The 12347-nt window shown below is 68.5% G+C and carries 11 protein-coding genes; 5 read left to right on the forward strand and 6 right to left on the reverse strand.

Annotation, left to right across the window (positions count from 1 at the left end):
* Positions 1-69: 69 nt before the first annotated feature.
* A complete protein-coding gene (hisD, locus tag SOM10_RS09070; protein WP_053098473.1) occupies positions 70-1386 on the forward strand; it encodes a histidinol dehydrogenase in 1317 nt (438 codons plus the stop codon).
* 166 nt (positions 1387-1552) lie between these two features.
* Here hisD and SOM10_RS09075 read toward each other — a convergent pair whose 3' ends face one another.
* Positions 1553-2305: an SDR family NAD(P)-dependent oxidoreductase gene (locus SOM10_RS09075; RefSeq protein ID WP_187248998.1), complete on the reverse strand. Its 753-nt coding sequence runs from the start codon at positions 2303-2305 to the stop codon at positions 1553-1555.
* A 130-nt stretch (positions 2306-2435) separates the two neighbouring features.
* Positions 2436-3650: a trans-sulfuration enzyme family protein gene (locus SOM10_RS09080; RefSeq protein ID WP_053099350.1), complete on the reverse strand. Its 1215-nt coding sequence runs from the start codon at positions 3648-3650 to the stop codon at positions 2436-2438.
* A gap of 114 nt (positions 3651-3764) precedes the next feature.
* Between SOM10_RS09080 and SOM10_RS09085 the strand changes: the two genes are divergently transcribed.
* Positions 3765-4208 (forward strand): Lrp/AsnC family transcriptional regulator, encoded by a 444-nt coding sequence (locus SOM10_RS09085; protein ID WP_295103972.1) that lies wholly within the window; start codon positions 3765-3767, stop codon positions 4206-4208.
* Between the two features lie 55 nt (positions 4209-4263).
* Here the strand turns inward: SOM10_RS09085 and SOM10_RS09090 are convergent, their stop codons facing one another.
* Both SOM10_RS09090 and SOM10_RS09095 read right to left on the reverse strand, forming a co-directional pair.
* Positions 4264-5673, reverse strand: a complete 1410-nt coding sequence (locus tag SOM10_RS09090) for an aldehyde dehydrogenase family protein (RefSeq protein WP_320489566.1) — start codon at positions 5671-5673, stop codon at positions 4264-4266.
* A complete protein-coding gene (locus SOM10_RS09095; protein WP_053098477.1) occupies positions 5673-6725 on the reverse strand; it encodes a homoserine dehydrogenase in 1053 nt (350 codons plus the stop codon). Before SOM10_RS09095 ends, SOM10_RS09090 begins: the two co-directional genes overlap by 1 nt.
* A 289-nt stretch (positions 6726-7014) precedes the next feature.
* Between SOM10_RS09095 and SOM10_RS09100 the strand changes: the two genes are divergently transcribed.
* From SOM10_RS09100 to SOM10_RS09110, 3 genes are read left to right on the forward strand one after another with little or no spacing between them, the layout of a single operon-like run.
* Positions 7015-8493 carry an amino acid permease gene (locus SOM10_RS09100; RefSeq protein ID WP_320489567.1) on the forward strand — a complete coding sequence of 493 codons (1479 nt, stop codon included), beginning with the start codon at positions 7015-7017 and terminating at the stop codon, positions 8491-8493.
* Positions 8490-9620 carry an alanine racemase gene (alr, locus tag SOM10_RS09105; RefSeq protein WP_053098478.1) on the forward strand — a complete coding sequence of 377 codons (1131 nt, stop codon included), beginning with the start codon at positions 8490-8492 and terminating at the stop codon, positions 9618-9620. The genes SOM10_RS09100 and alr overlap by 4 nt, the downstream gene beginning before the upstream one ends.
* 40 nt (positions 9621-9660) lie before the next feature.
* Complete coding sequence (locus SOM10_RS09110; protein ID WP_320489568.1) at positions 9661-10431, forward strand: IclR family transcriptional regulator domain-containing protein; 771 nt, start codon at positions 9661-9663, stop codon at positions 10429-10431.
* Here SOM10_RS09110 and SOM10_RS09115 read toward each other — a convergent pair.
* Both SOM10_RS09115 and SOM10_RS09120 read right to left on the reverse strand, forming a co-directional pair.
* Positions 10414-11205, reverse strand: a complete 792-nt coding sequence (locus SOM10_RS09115; RefSeq protein WP_320489569.1) for an IclR family transcriptional regulator — start codon at positions 11203-11205, stop codon at positions 10414-10416. The two genes, SOM10_RS09110 and SOM10_RS09115, sit on opposite strands and share 18 nt — an antisense overlap.
* A 22-nt stretch (positions 11206-11227) precedes the next feature.
* Positions 11228-12253, reverse strand: coding sequence for a LacI family DNA-binding transcriptional regulator (locus SOM10_RS09120; protein ID WP_053098481.1), 1026 nt, complete (start codon positions 12251-12253; stop codon positions 11228-11230).
* Positions 12254-12347: the final 94 nt, after the last annotated feature.

Raw genomic sequence — 12347 nt, forward strand, 5'->3', positions numbered from 1 at the left:
GTAAACCCGATGGATCGCGCAGGATCATCAGGCTTGTCTCGTGGTTGCGAGCGGATCTAGCCTTCCTGCATGCGTTACTCCTCTGCAGTGCTCGCCCGCTTCGACGGCGACTTCCACCACCTCAAGACCCCGCTCATCGACGCACCCGCCGCGCAGCGCGACCCCGCCGTGATCGAGACGGTCACGGCCATGCTCGCCGACATCCGCGAGCGCGGCCTCGACGCCGTGCTCGACTACGCGCGAAAGCTCGACAACTACCAGGGGACCGACATCGAGCTCACCCCCGAGCAGATCGCGAGCAGCGGAGAACGCCTCGCCCCCGACCTGCGGGCGGCCATCGAGCTCGGCGCCGAGCGGACGCAGGCGTTCGCCCGCGCCTCCCGCGAGCACCTGACCGACTTCGAGACCGAGTTCGTTCCGGGCATCGTGACCGGCGCGAAGTACATCCCCGTGTCGCGTGTCGGCGCATACCTGCCAGCCGGACGCTTCCCGCTCACGGCCAGCGCGTTCATGACCGTGGGCGTGGCCAAGGCGGCTGGCGTGCCGACCGTCATCGCGTGCACGCCCCCGCAGCCCGACGGCGGAGCGAACGACGCCGTCGTCTACGCCGCGCACCTGTCGGGTGTCGACCGGGTGTTCGTGATCGGCGGGGTGCAGGCGCTCGCAGCCATGGCGTTCGGACTGCTCGGCGACCTGCCCGTCGACATGCTCGTCGGCGCGGGCAACGCCTACGTCGCCGAGGCCAAGCGCCAGCTGTTCGGCACGGTCGCGATCGATCTGCTCGCAGGCCCGAGCGAGGTCGCCGTGATCTCGGATGAGACGGCCGACCCCGTGCTCGTCGCCGCTGACCTGCTCGGGCAGGCCGAGCACGGGCCGAACTCGCCTGCGGCGCTCATCACGACCTCCGACGAGCACGGTCATGCCGTGATCGCCGAGATCGAACGACAGCTCGAGACGCTGGCGACGGTCGACATCGCCGGCGCCGCCTGGCGCGACTACGGCGTCGTCACCGTCGTGAAAGACCGCGAGACGGCGGTCGCTCTGATGGACGACCTCGCCCCCGAGCATCTCGAACTGCTCACGGCCGACGACGACTGGTACCACGAGAATCTGCGCAACTACGGCTCGATCTTCCTCGGGCCCTGGAGCACGGTCGCATACTCCGACAAGGGCATGGCGGGCACGAACCACGTGCTGCCCACGGCCGGCGGGGCCAAGCACAGCGCCGGGCTCTCGGTGTCGCGCTTCCTCAAGCCGCTCACGTATCAGCGCATCAGCCGTGCGGCCACGCCCGAGCTCGCGCACGCCGTGCAGGTGATCTCGGACTCCGAGGGCATGGCCGCGCACAGCGCCACGGCGACCCTGCGGTTGGACCGTCTCGGGTGACGGAGGGGCGTCGGGTGGCCTGATCCGGTGCCGACGGGTAGGTCGGTGCCGGATGCAGGACAGAAGCGCGGGTGCAGGGCGAGATGGTCGATCTCGCCCTGCATCCGTGTTTTCGTCCTGCAAACGGCGCGGCGCGGCGCGGACAGCGGCGCGTGGCGACCGAGCCTCAGGGGGCGGTGTAGCCGCCGTCGACGAGGTGGTAGCTGCCGGTGATGAAGCTGGCGGCGTCGCTGGCGAGGAAGGCGATGAGGTTCGCGACCTCGTCGGGCTGGCCGAGGCGACCGATCGGGTGCTTGCTCACGAGGAACGCCTTGGCCTCGTCGCCCATGGTGGCGAGCAGGGGGGTGTCGATGAAGCCGGGGCCGACCGAGTTCACGCGCACGCCCTGGGCGGAGTACTCGAGGGCAGCCGACTTGGTCATGCCCACGACGGCGTGCTTGGCGGCGACGTAGGCGGGGGAGTTCGCGAAGCCGACGCTGCCGAGGATCGACGCGATGTTGACGACGGAGCCGCCGCCGTTCGCGAGGATCGAGGGGATCTGCGCCTTCATGTTGCGGAACACGGCGTTGAGGTTGATCGAGATGACCTTGTCCCACGCGGCGTCGTCGTACTCGGCGGTGGGAGCGGATGCGCCGCCGATGCCGGCGTTGTTCACGCCGATGCGCAGCGGGGCGAGCGTGTTCGCGAGCTCGACCGAGCTGGCGATCCAGTCGGTGTCCGTCGCGTCTCCGACGGATGCCTCGGCGATGCCGCCGGCGGCGCGGATCTCCTCGACGACCGCGTTCGCGTTGTCCGCGTTCAGGTCGTTGACCACGAGGGAGGCGCCGTTCTGGGCGAGCAGCAGAGCGGTCGAGCGTCCGATTCCGCTGCCTGCTCCCGTCACGATCGCCGAGCGGTTCGAGACGTCGTACTGAGCCACGAGTGACTCCTCTTCCGGACGGTCACGGTGCCGGGAGATCTTCTCGGACGGTCCGTCCTAGGTCTCCAGCCTACGCCTGTCTCAGGGAGATGGATGCACGTGAATGGATCCGTGCCGTCGCATCCGCTGTCTACCGCGAAGCGCTGCCGAAGGTGAGATCGAGAGCGGCGGAGAGGTCGGCGAGAAGGTCGTCGGCATCTTCGAGGCCGACGGACAGACGCAGGTGTCCGAACTCTCGGAAGGGTGCCGGATAGGTGGCGACACGGCCGCCCTCGGTGCCCGTGTGCACGATGAGCGAGTCGTCGTGGCCGAGTGAGAACCCGGAGGTGATGAGTCGCAGGTTCGCGACGAAGCGGTTCTGCACGTCGGGGGAGCCCGTGACGGCGAAGGCCATCATGCCTCCGAAGCCGCGTCCGCCGAACTGCCGCACGGCGAGGGCGTGGTCCGGATGCGATTCGAGACCCGGGTAGTAGATGTACTCGACCCGCGTGTCGGCTTCGAGCATCTGCGCGATCTGCAGCGCCGACGAGAAGTGCTGGCGCAGGCGCAGCGGCAGGGTGACGGTGCCGCGCTGGATCTGCCACGCGTTGAAGGGCGAGATGATGCCGCCGACGTCGACCATGGCGTCGGCTTTGATCGCCTGGATGAGATCGCGCCGGCCGGAGACCGAGCCCCCCATGGCGTCGCCGTGGCCGTTGAGGTACTTGGTGAGGGAGTGCACCACCAGGTCGGCGCCGTCGTGGATCGGTCGGTAGAACGGCGGCGGCGAGAACGTCGAGTCGACCATGAGGATGGCGCCGGCGGAGTGGGCGATCTCGGCGACCGCGCTCACATCGGCGACCTTGGTGGTCGGATTCGCGATGGCCTCGATGCACACGAGACGCGTCTCGGGGCGCATGGCCGCCCGCACCGCGTCGAGGTCGCTGATGTCGACGAAGCTGGCGTCGAGCCCGTAGCGCTGGGGCAGCAGCTCTGTCCACAGGCGCCACGTGGCCTCATAGACCACGTCGCTCACGACGACGTGGTCGCCAGCGCGCACATGAGTGAAGAACACCGCGTGCAGGGCGGCGACTCCGGAAGCGAGGGCGACCGCATCCTCGGCTCCATCGAGCGCGGCGAGCTTCTGCTCGAGTGCGGCCTGATTGACTCCCGTGTTGCGGGTGTAGAGCCCCGGCGCAGTCGCCGACCAGCTGATCTCGCTCGGGTCGTCGGGCAGCTGGTACGAGTTGGCCATCACGAGGGGAGTGCGCAGCGCCAGGGTCGAATCGAGCTGATTGCCCCCGTGCACGGCCAAGCTCAGGTCGGACAGCGTGTGCAGATCCTTGCGGTCGGGTCGAGCGCTCATCGTGACTCCTTCGTTCTGCACCGTCTTCCAGTGCCATCTTCCACCCTAAGGTGCATAATAGACACACGCAATTGCCAATACTGCACAGTTTGCGGACTGAACCAGGAGGTCCCGATGGAGCGGCTTCATCTCGATCAGATCGATCGCCAGATTCTCACGGCGCTCACCGACGACGCCCGCATCCCCTTGGTCACTCTCGCCTCTCGGGTGCATCTGTCGCGCAACGCGGTCAAGCAGCGCATCGAGCGGATGGAGCGGCAGGGCGTGATCGGCGGCTACAGCGTCGTCCCCGGACGCGCCGGCGGTTCGCCGGTCTCGGCCATCGTGCTCGTCTACCGCAGTGATCGAATGCGCGGCGGCGGTGTCGTCTCGCAGATCGCGCAGATTCCCGAAGTGCGTCGGTGTGATGTGCTCTCGGGCGACTTCGACCTGCTGGTGACGCTGGAGGCGGAGTCGATGGATCGCATCGGCGAGATCTGGGAGATCCTCGCCGCGCTGCCCGGAGTCGCGAACACCGTGACGGCGGTGTCGTTGACCCGGGTGGTCGATCGGTCATGACCTCGCAGAGGGGCAGGGCATCCCCCGCGGACCCCTCCCCCTCTGCGAGGAGATCTCAGGTGGTGATGCAGGTGACCTTCGGCTGGGTCATCTCCTCGTACGCGAAGCGCACGCCTTCGCGCCCCATGCTCCCGTACTTCGATCCACCGAACGGCATGCTGTCGATGCGGTAGTCGGAGGAGTCGTTGATCATCACGCCGCCGGCGTCGAGCGCTTCGGCGACTCGCAGCGCGCGGGTGATGTCGGAGGTGAATGCCGCGGCGTGCAGCGCGTAGTCGATGCTGTTCGCCGCCGCCACCGCCTCGTCTTCGGTGTCGAACGGCGTCAAGACCACGATGGGGGCGAAGGCCTCCTCGCTCCACGCTTCGCAGTCGGCAGAGACGTTCTCGAGAGCGGTCGGCCAGTACACCGAGCCCTCCCGGCGGTGTCCGGCGAGCACGCGTGCCCCCGACCGCACGGCGTCGTCGACCACACGCTCCGCGTTCGTCGCCGCGGCCACCGAGATCATCGGGCCGACATCTGTCGACTGGTTCACCGGGTCGCCTGCGCGCAACGTCGAAGTGCGGGCCGCGAATCGGTCACGGAACTCGGCATACACGGAGCGCTCGATGAGAATGCGCTGGGCGCCGACGCAGTTCTGCCCCGCCGCCCAGAACGCGCCGGATACGCAGGCCTCGACGGCGGCCGAGATGTCGGCATCCGCGAACACCAGCACGGGGGCGTTGCCGCCGAGTTCCATCGCCAGCTTCTTGAGGCCCGCGGCGCGGGCGATCGCCTCGCCCGTCGCGAATCCCCCGGTGAACGACACCATCCGGATGTCGCGCACGGCGACGAGCGCCTGCGCCACATGACGGTCTCCGTGCACGACGGTGATGATCTCATCGGGGAGTCCTGCCTCCAGCAGCACCTCGACGAGGAACCGCGCGGTCAGCGGGGTGAACTGCGACGGCTTGAGGATCACGGCGTTGCCACCGGCGATCGCCGGTCCGATCTTGTGCGCGACGAGGTTGAGGGCGTCGTTGTACGGCGTGATCGCGAGGATCACCCCGAGCGGCTCCCGCGTGTACCAGCCACGACGATTCGCGGAGCCCTCGTAGGCATCGAAGGGGATGACCTCGCCGTCGAAGGCGCGGGAGGTCTCCGCCGAGAGCGAGATCGTGGTCACCGCGCGCTGCACCTCTTTGCGCGCCTGAGTGATCGTCTTGCCTGCCTCGCGCACGATGAGCGTGGCAGCCTCTTCGGCGCGGCCTTCGAGGATCCGCGCGGCACGGTCCAGGATCCGATGCCGCGCGAACCTCGACAGATCGCGCGAGAGCGTGGCACCGAGCCGCGCCCGCGACATGATCTCGTCGACGTCGTCGACCGAGTGCTGGGCGAGTCGGGCGATCACCTCTCCGTTGTAGGGATCGAGCACTTCGAGAAGTGACGCGTGCGCCACGGGAGCTTCGACGGAGGGCGCGCTCATCACGCCGCTCCTACGAGCGACGCCTGCTGCGCATCGATCGCGATGATGTCCGACAGCAGAGCGTAGGCCGTCTCGAGGCGTCCGGCACCGGGGCCCGACATCGTGACGGTGCCGAGCAGATCGGTCGTGAACGCGATCGCGTTGGTCGCTCCCGAGATGCCCGCGAGAGGGTGGTCGGCGGCCAGCGAGAGGGGCTGGACGGATGCCGTCACGGCGCCGGACTCGTCGCGCGAGATCGTTCCGAGGAGCTTCCAGTGCTCGCCGGCCGCCGCTGCCGCGACGACATCGGTCGCGGTGATCCCGCTGATGCCGACGCGCGAGACATCGGCCGTCGTGATCTCGGCGCCGAGCAGCTCATTGGCGAGGATCACGACCTTCAGCTGGACGTCCGACCCTTCGATGTCGGCGGTGGGGTCGGCCTCGGCGTAACCGAGCGCCTGAGCCTCCGCCACGGCATCGTCGAGCGACTTGCCCGACTCCATCTGCCCGAGCACGAAGTTGCTCGTGCCGTTGAGGATCCCCTGGATGCGGCTGATGCGGAGCCCCTTGAGGGTCTGCTGTGCCAGCCGCAGCACGGGCGTGCCGCTCATCACCGAGCCCTCGTACTCGAATCGGGCCCCGTTCTGCTCGGCGAGCCGGTTGAGCTCGGCACTTGCGAGCGCGACGGGTCCCTTGTTGGTGGTCGTGACGCTCTTGCCGCTCTCAAGGGCAGCACGGACATGCGAGATCGCGGGTTCGCCGTCGATCGGGTTCGTGTAGGTCGCCTCGACGATGATGCCCGCCGTCGTGGTGCGGATGACGTGGTCGTTGCGAGGATCGACGTCGCCGCCGGGCATGCCGGCGAACGAGTCATCCCCTGTCATCGCGAGCACCGCAGCGAGGTCGATGCCGTCGCTCTGCATGAGGGAGCCGAACCGCAGATCCGTGATCGCGACGACCCGCAGGGTGAAGCCGAGGTCGGACGCGAGCTCCGTGCCGCGGTCGCGGATGATCTCGGCGAGGGCGCGGTTGACGCCTCCGAAGCCGATGAGGGCGAGGTCGTGGTGAGTCACGGGAGTTCTCCTTCTCTACGTGGGCTGTCGCCGGCGTCGCCGTGCTGACATGGCTCCATCCTCAGCGCCGGTGGTGTCCGTGCGCGCCTGTCAGAACGGCAGCGGGAGGTGACGGATAGGCAGCTTCCCGCGCGGAATGTCGGCGGTGGCGGCTGCAGGCGGCAATCCATGGTCGAGCTCTTGCGCACCCGATGACGCAGCGGATAGTGTCCCCGCAGATCATCAACAAGATGCGTCATTGGCACATAGATGTGAATATGATGCACATACAACCCGATTGAGAGTTCCGATGACGCCTCTTCCCGGCGAGAAGCCCCTCCCCAACGTCCTGCCGAACACGACGGCCACTCAGGTGCCGCTGCGTCGGCTGCAGCGCACCATGGATGCCCGGCACCTGATCATGATCGCGCTCGGCGGCGTGATCGGTTCCGGGTTGTTCCTCAGCTCCGGCTACACCATCTCGCAGGCGGGCCCCCTCGGCGCGATCATCGCGTACCTGATCGGGGCGTTCGTCGTCTACCTCGTCATGGCGTGCCTGGGCGAGCTCGCAGTCGCCTATCCGGTCTCGGGTGCCTTCCACATCTATGCCTCCCGGTCGATCGGCCCCGCGACCGGCTTCACCACGGCCTGGCTCTACTGGCTGTGCTGGGTCGTCGCGCTCGGATCCGAGTTCACGGCATCCGGCATCCTCATGCAGCGCTGGTTCCCCGGGGTGCCGGTGTGGTTGTGGTGCCTGATCTTCGCCGCAGTGCTGTTCCTGCTCAACGCGATCTCGGCACGTGTGTTCGGCGAGGCGGAGTTCTGGTTCTCGCTGGTCAAGGTCGTGGCGATCGTCGGCCTGATCGTGCTCGGCGGGGCGGCGATCTTCGGGTTCACGCCCCTCTCGCCCGAGCACCCGCCCGCACTCCTCTTCAGCAACTTCGAGACCCCCGGCGGCCTCTTCCCGAACGGGTTCAGTGGCGTGATCGTCACCGCCCTCGCCGTCTTCTACGCGTTCAGCGGCTCGGAGCTCATCGGTGTCGCCGCGGGCGAGACCAAGGATCCGGCGAAGAACATCCCTCGTGCCCTGCGCTCGACGGTGCTGCGACTCGTTGTGCTCTTCGTCGGGGCGATCGCGGTCATCGCCGCGATCCTGCCGTACGACCAGGCCAGCGTCACCAGCAGCCCGTTCGTCGACGTCTTCCAGTACGTCGGAGTCCCGTACGCCGCAGACATCATGAACTTCGTCATCATCACCGCGCTTCTCTCCGCCGGCAACAGCGGACTCTTCTCGTGCGCACGGATGCTGTTCTCGCTCGCCGAGGAGGGCCACGCACCGAAGGCGTTCACCCGCCTCACCCGGCGTGGTGTGCCGCTCATCGCGCTGAGCGTCAGCATTCTGATCGGCCTCGTCTCGCTGCTCACGAGCGTGGTCGCGGCGGGCACGGTGTACCTGGTGCTGGTGTCGATCGCCGGATTCGCCGTGGTCGCGGTGTGGATGTCGATCGTCGCCTCGCAGTTCTTCCACCGGCGCAGGTTCCTCCGCGAGGGGGGACGCGTGCAGGATCTCGCCTACCGCACACCGCTCTACCCGGCGCTGCCCATCGTCGCCTTCTCGCTGCTGCTCATCTCGATCATCGCGATCGCATTCGACCCGAATCAGGTCGCCGCGCTCTACTTCGGCATCCCGTTCGTCGGGGCGTGCTACCTGTACTTCTGGTGGCGTCACGGTCGCAAGGGCGCGCGAGATGTCGTGCAGGATCACGAGGCTGAATCCGTCGAGGCGTGACGACCCCCGTCTCCGCGGCCGGGTGGGTGGAGATCGATGAGAGCGCCATCGCCCACAACGTCCGCACGATCCGCGCAGAACTCGGCGAGAACGTCGAGTTCTGCGCGGTCGTGAAGGCCGACGCCTACGGACACGGGATCGACATCGTCGCTCCGGTGCTCGCCGCGCAGGGGGTCACGATCATCGGCGTCGCGTCCAACGACGACGCGGCCGCCGTGCGGCGGGCGGGCTTCACGGGGCGACTGATGCGAGTGCGCCCCGGCGGACGCGACGAGATCGGCGACGGCATCCGCTTCGGCGTGGAGGAGTGGATCGGCGGTGCCGCGCACGCGGGAATCGTGGGAGCCGTCGCGGCAGCGCAGGGGGTCAGGATGCGCGTCCATCTCTCGCTGAACTCGACCGGGCTCGGTCGCGACGGCATCGACCTCGGCGAGGCCACGGGGATGGATGCCGTGACCGGCGTTCTCGCAGACCCGAACCTGGACGTCGTCGGCCTGTGCTCCCACTTTCCCTGTGAAGACATCACCGACGTGGTCGAGGGTGCATCCCGCTTCGACGCGGAGACGCGCGCAGTGTGCGTGCGGGCGGGTGCGGGTGATCGGATCGTGCGTCACTGCGCGACCACGTTCGCGGCGCTCAGGGTGCCCGCATCCCGGTTCGATCTCGTGCGCATCGGAGCCGGGTTGTACGGGGACACCGATGCCGTGGGCGGCGTGTTGCGGCCGGCCATGCGGGTCGCGTCCCGGATCGCAGCGATCAACCCCTACCGTCGCGGAAGCACCGTCGGGTACGAACGCTGGCACCGTCTCGACCACGATGCGCGTCTAGCCGTGATCCCCCTGGGGTATGCCGACGGAATCCATCGCAGCCTCAGCGGCACCGGCGAGGTGCTCGTGCGGGGGAGACGTGCACCGATCGTCGATCGGATCGCCATGAACAGCTTTCTCGTCGACGTCACCCGAATAGACGACGCAGTGGCCGGCGACGAGGCCGTGCTGTTCGGCCGTCAGGGTGACCAGACGATCGCTTCGGCTGATGTCGAGGGCGCCCACGGTCACATCGCCGCCGACCTCTACGTCGCGTGGGGACGCCTTCTCCCTCGTCGTCGCGTGGTCGGCGACGGATAGGATTGCGGTGATCTCGACCCGCAGCGAAGGAGGACCGGTGGTGGCTTCCTCGTCTCTGGTGCAGGGACTGAAGCTCCTCGACGCCGCCGTCTCGCAGGAGCGCCGCGCGCGGCCGGGTCTCAACGCGTCGCGTCTTGCGGAGCACACCGGGATCGAGCGCAGTCGTGTGTCGAGGCTCACACAGGAGCTGCGTGCGCGACAGTTCCTCAGTCGAGACGACGATGCGCTGTTCTCGGCGGGGCCCGAGTTCTTCGGCACCGCCGCCGTGCTCAACACGACGTGGCTGCGGGCCTCGAGAGCCGCTCTGCGGGCGCTCGCCTCGCAGCGCGGTGTCAACGCCCTGATCACGATCGCCGACGGCGCGCGCGGTGTGCTGCTGCGCTGCGAGAGGTCGGCCGACGGGTTCGATCGCTCCATCCGTGAGGGGCTCGTCACGCCGATCTGGTGCACCGGCGCGGGTCGGGCGCTGCTCTGGGATCACACGCTCGAGCAGCTCGAGGCGCTGCTCGAGGACGTCCAGTTCGTCGGGGTCGGTGGACCGACGGCCGCTCGTTCGACGCGCGACGTGTGGGCGCTGCTCGAGCGGGACCGCGCGGACTCGCTCATCGCGGCGGCGGAGGAATACGACGAGGGCATCGACGAGTTCGCTCTCCCCATCCGCAGCAGGGGTGAGGTCATCGCCTCCCTGGCTGTGCGCGGCAGGCATCGGCCGACGGGGATCACGCGGGATACGCGGGCCCTGCTCATGCAGTTCGCCGGCGAGCTCAGCGCCGCAGCGGGCGCGGATCAGCCCTCACGCGAGAACGGCTGAAGGGGCGCCGAGTTCTCGGGAGAGCTCGGCGGCAGCGCGGGCGCACGCCTCGCCGCACGTCGCCGTGCGCTCCGCCATCACGTCGCGCGTGCCGATCACCTGGACCGCGGCGACGACCTCGCCGCGGTGGTCCCACACGGGAGCGGCGACGGAGTAGAGACCAGGCTCGGCCTCCTGGTCGACGATCGCGAACCCTCGGCGCCGATCGTCGTCGAGCCGTGCGAGGAAGTCGTCGATCGAGGTGGGGGTGTTCGGCGCCTGAGGTGAGAACTCGGTGGCGCGGAACACCGCGCGGATCTCGTCGGCCGACGCGTCCCACAATGTGGCACGGCCTGCGTCGCTGCAATAGGCGGGGTAGGCGCGTCCGATCCACGACCCGATCATGCGTGAGTCCGCGGGAAGGCTCTCGAGCGTGGTGAGCGTCGTGTCGCCCTGCAGCACACTGAGGAAGGCGGCTTCGCCGAGGTGCGACGACAGGTCCTCGAGCACCACCAGGCCGTGCGTGCGCAGCCGCCGTGCACTCAGCTCCTGGGCGGCGGCGTACCATCCCCACGCGAGGGTGAATGTACGGTCCGCCGCTCTGGTCACGAGGCCCGAGCGTTCCAGGCTCGCCAGCGTGCGCGACACCTGCGAGCGCTCGCGACCGAGGGAATCCGCGATGACGCTGACCGTGGCCGGTCGGAGGTCGCGGGTGAGAGTCGCGACGGAGGAGAGCACATCGAGTCCTCGGCCCATGCTGCTCGACGAGGGGACACTCGGCGTTGCGGGGGGCATGGAACGAGGTTACCGCTGCGCGTCAGCTCACACGGCGGATCGACGCCCGCTCGATGACCGGCATGGGGATCAGCACGGCGTCGAGCGGCCGCTCGCCGAGCAGCATCTCGACCGCTGTGCGACCCATCACGTCGTACGGGAGCCGGGCGGTCGTGAGCCCCGGCCGCTGGAAGCTGGCGAGCTCCTCGTCGTCGAAGGAGGCGACCGAGATGTCGTCCGGCACCCTCAGCCCTCGCTCGGCGATCGCCTGGTACGTGCCGAACGCCACGCCGTCGTTGCCCGCCAGGATCGCCGTGAGGTCAGGGTGCGCGTCGAGCATCTGCAGGGTCCGCGTGTATCCGATGTCGGGGTTCCACTCGGGGACGTCGATGATGAGCGGATCGACGCCCGCCTCGGCGAACGCGGCGCGGATGCCGTCGAATCGCGAGCCGATGGTCACCGAGTACACGGGGGACGAGACCGCACGGGGATTGTTGCCGATCACGCCGACACGGCGATGCCCGGCATCGGTGAGCAGGCGCGCCATCGCGTGGCCCGCGACGCGCTCGTCGGGCAGGACCGAGGGGTGACCCGTCGTCGACGTGCCGTTGACGATCACCACGGGGACGTCTGCGGGCGTCTCGGGCACCTCGATCATGCGGGCGCCGAGGAGGCCGATCAGGATGCCGTCGACCCGGCGGTCGATCATCGCCTGGATCTCATCGGCGATGGTCGCGTCGTCGCCCTCGGTCTCGGCGATGAGGACGGTGTGGCCGTGCTCCTTCGCCGCCGACAGCAGGCCGCGGATCATCTCGGAGGCGTAGCGGGTGACGGTGATCTGGTCGGAGATGAAACCCAGCGTCTTCGTCTTGCCCAGGCGCAGGCTCTGAGCCGCGGGATTCGGGCGATAGCCCAGCTCCTCGGCGGCGGCCTTGACCCGTCGCGCCGCGTCGACGGAGAGTCGCGACCCCGGTCGATCGTTGAGGATCATACTCACCGAGGCCTTCGACATGCCCGAGAGCGCCGCGACGTCGGCGAGCGTCGGTCTGCGATCCACTCTCTTCGGCATCGGCGTCCTCCAGTCGCTGCGATCCAGCATAGGCAGTGGATGCCGAGCCCCGAAACCACCCGTGTTGAATTGATTTAGCAAAATCGTTGCGACC

Origin of the sequence: Microbacterium sp. CFBP9023, assembly GCF_034045055.1 — a bacterium.
Lineage (GTDB): Bacteria > Actinomycetota > Actinomycetes > Actinomycetales > Microbacteriaceae > Microbacterium.

Coding starts and splice junctions, on each gene's coding strand:
- hisD (WP_053098473.1), top strand. CDS start 70: ATGCGTTACTCCTCTGCAGTGCTCGCCCGCTTCGACGGCGACTTCCAC.
- SOM10_RS09080 (WP_053099350.1), bottom strand. CDS start 3,650: ATGAGCGCTCGACCCGACCGCAAGGATCTGCACACGCTGTCCGACCTG.
- SOM10_RS09085 (WP_295103972.1), top strand. CDS start 3,765: ATGGAGCGGCTTCATCTCGATCAGATCGATCGCCAGATTCTCACGGCG.
- SOM10_RS09090 (WP_320489566.1), bottom strand. CDS start 5,673: ATGAGCGCGCCCTCCGTCGAAGCTCCCGTGGCGCACGCGTCACTTCTC.
- SOM10_RS09100 (WP_320489567.1), top strand. CDS start 7,015: ATGACGCCTCTTCCCGGCGAGAAGCCCCTCCCCAACGTCCTGCCGAAC.
- SOM10_RS09115 (WP_320489569.1), bottom strand. CDS start 11,205: ATGCCCCCCGCAACGCCGAGTGTCCCCTCGTCGAGCAGCATGGGCCGA.
- SOM10_RS09120 (WP_053098481.1), bottom strand. CDS start 12,253: ATGCCGAAGAGAGTGGATCGCAGACCGACGCTCGCCGACGTCGCGGCG.